The 2,695-nt window shown below is 51.7% G+C and carries 1 rRNA gene; it reads right to left on the bottom strand.

Going from position 1 to position 2,695, the window contains the following annotated elements:
• Positions 1-47 precede the first annotated feature (47 nt).
• Positions 48-2,695 (bottom strand): 23S ribosomal RNA (locus HMPREF9469_RS31745).

Here is a 2,695-nt window from a genome sequence, read left to right as displayed (position 1 = left end):
CACATATTGAAAACCGAATTGAAACTTCCTTCTTTTCCCCTAAACCTTTTGGTTAAGCCCTCGACCGATTAGTATTAGTCAGCTACATACATTACTGCACTTCCACCTCTAACCTATCTACCTCGTCTTCTTCAAGGGGTCTTACTCTTGCGATGGGATATCTCATCTTGAGGGGGGCTTCACGCTTAGATGCCTTCAGCGTTTATCCCGTCCAGACTTGGCTACTCTGCCATGGCCTTGGTAAGCCAACAGATACACCAGCGGTCTGTCCATCCCGGTCCTCTCGTACTAAGGACAGCTCCTCTCAAATATCCTACGCCCGCGCCGGATAGGGACCGAACTGTCTCACGACGTTCTGAACCCAGCTCGCGTACCGCTTTAATGGGCGAACAGCCCAACCCTTGGGACCTGCTACAGCCCCAGGATGCGATGAGCCGACATCGAGGTGCCAAACCACTCCGTCGATGTGAACTCTTGGGAGTGATAAGCCTGTTATCCCCAGGGTAGCTTTTATCCGTTGAGCGATGGCAATCCCACTTTCATACCACCGGATCACTAAGTCCTACTTTCGTACCTGCTCGACCCGTCAGTCTCGCAGTCAAGCTCCCTTATGCCTTTGCACTCTCTGGATGGTTTCCAACCATCCTGAGGGAACCTTTGAGCGCCTCCGATACCCTTTCGGAGGCGACCGCCCCAGTCAAACTCCCCACCTGACATTGTCCCCCGCCCAGGTCATGGGCGCAGGTTAGAAACCCAATACCGCAAGGGTGGTATCCCAACATTGGCTCCACAAAGACTGGCGTCCTTGCTTCACGGCCTCCCACCTATCCTGTACATGCAGTACCGAATCCCAGTATCAAGCTGGAGTAAAGCTCCATGGGGTCTTTCCGTCCTGGCGCAGGTAACCAGCATCTTCACTGGTATTTCAATTTCACCGGGTGCATTGTTGAGACAGCGCTCAAATCATTACGCCTTTCGTGCGGGTCGGAACTTACCCGACAAGGAATTTCGCTACCTTAGGACCGTTATAGTTACGGCCGCCGTTTACTGGGGCTTAAATTCAAAGCTTCGATTGCTCTAACCTCTCCTCTTAACCTTCCAGCACCGGGCAGGCGTCAGCCCATATACCTCACCTTACGGTTTTGCATAGACCTGTGTTTTTGCTAAACAGTTGCTTGAGCCTATTCTCTGCGGCCACATCTCTGTGGCACCCCTTCTCCCGAAGTTACGGGGTCATTTTGCCGAGTTCCTTAACAATGCTTCTCCCGCCGGCCTTAGGATTCTCTCCTCATCTACCTGTGTCGGTTTACGGTACGGGCGTGCATCACACAATAGCGGCTTTTCTTGACAGCTGGAATCACACACTTCACTACTTTAGTTCGCTCCGCGTCACGTATTCGGATTGTACGGCGGATTTGCCAACCGTACTCCTACCTCGCTTGCCCCGGTATTCCCATTCCCGGGATGTGTTGTCCTTCTGTGTCCCCACAGTTCTGATGATACACGGTACAGGAATCTCAACCTGTTGTCCATCGACTACGCCTCTCAGCCTCGCCTTAGGCCCCGACTTACCCAGAGCAGATCAGCTTTACTCTGGAAACCTTGGATATTCGGCCTGGAGGATTCTCACCTCCATCTCGCTACTCATTCCGGCATTCTCTCTTCTTAAAAGTCCACAGCTCCTTATCGGTACTGCTTCGCTCCTTTAAGAATGCTCCTCTACCAATGTACTTACGTACATTCCTAAGCTTCGGTGTTGTGTTTCAGCCCCGGACATTTTCGGCGCAGGACCTCTCGACTAGTGAGCTATTACGCACTCTTTGAATGTGTGGCTGCTTCTGAGCCAACATCCTAGTTGTCTTTGAAATCCCACATCCTTTTCCACTTAACACATACTTTGGGACCTTAGCTGTAGGTCTGGGCTCTTTCCCTTTTGACTACCCAACTTATCTCGTGCAGTCTGACTCCCGTACATCATTTATGCGGCATTCGGAGTTTGATATCCCTTGGTAAGCTTTGACGCCCCCTTAGGAATTCAGTGCTCTACCTCCGCTAAACTAATACGAGGCTAGCCCTAAAGCTATTTCGAGGAGAACCAGCTATCTCCGGGTTCGATTGGAATTTCTCCCCTATCCACACCTCATTCCCACCCTTTTCAACGGATGTGGATCCGGTCCTCCACGGAATTTTACTTCCGCTTCAACCTGGACATGGATAGGTCACCCGGTTTCGGGTCTGCCTGTACTGACTGTTGTCCTGCCCCTTGGGGCTGGACGTTGCGCCCTGTTAAGACTTGGTTTCCCTTCGGCTCCGCACCTTAAGTGCTTAACCTTGCCAGTACCGGCAACTCGCCGGACCGTTCTACAAAAAGTACGCGGTCGCACCTTAACGTGCTTCCACAGCTTGTAAACACAGGGTTTCAGGTTCTCTTTCACTCCCCTCCCGGGGTCCTTTTCACCTTTCCTTCACAGTACTATGCTCTATCGGTCACTAAGGAGTATTTAGCCTTGGAGGGTGGTCCCTCCGACTTCCCACAAGGTTTCTCGTGTCTCGTGGTACTCTGGATCCTGCCGCTGCTTATTGTTTTCATGTACGAGACTTTCACTCTCTTTGGTCTGACTTCCCAGACAGTTCCATTAACAAATCAGCTCGCTTACGCAGTCCTTAACCCCAGCATGCACGCACGCTGGTTTGG

The organism is [Clostridium] citroniae WAL-17108 (assembly GCF_000233455.1).
Lineage (GTDB): Bacteria > Bacillota > Clostridia > Lachnospirales > Lachnospiraceae > Enterocloster > Enterocloster citroniae.
This window is presented reverse-complemented; position numbering and strand designations above follow the sequence as displayed.